At 62.9% G+C, this 256-nt stretch carries 1 pseudogene; it reads right to left on the bottom strand.

What is annotated here, in order from left to right:
- A pseudogene (locus SB765_RS31440) lies at positions 1-256 on the bottom strand (acylase); the annotation flags it as partial.

Below are 256 nucleotides of genomic sequence, written 5' to 3'. Positions count from 1 at the left end.
ACCATATTTTGCAGGTCATTCACGCTGATCGGCTGTTTCTCCAGGGATTGCAGGCGCTGCACAGCGAAACGCGCGCGTGGGCCGAGGCCGATGTTGTCTTGGCTGATCACCGGTGAGAACCCGGTCAACGGCGCCTTGGGATTGACCAGCCATGCCGAGTCGTTGGAATGCTGCACGTAGTCGCTGCGTTGCAGTTGCGGCAATTGGTCCGCGGGGAAGATGCCGGGCTGGGCCGCGCGCGGGTCGATGTCCCAGG

Source organism: Pseudomonas sp. SIMBA_067 (assembly GCF_046534675.1).
Taxonomy (GTDB): Bacteria; Pseudomonadota; Gammaproteobacteria; order Pseudomonadales; family Pseudomonadaceae; genus Aquipseudomonas; species Aquipseudomonas putida.
Note: the sequence above shows the minus strand (reverse complement) of the source record. Positions and strands in the feature narration are given on the sequence as shown.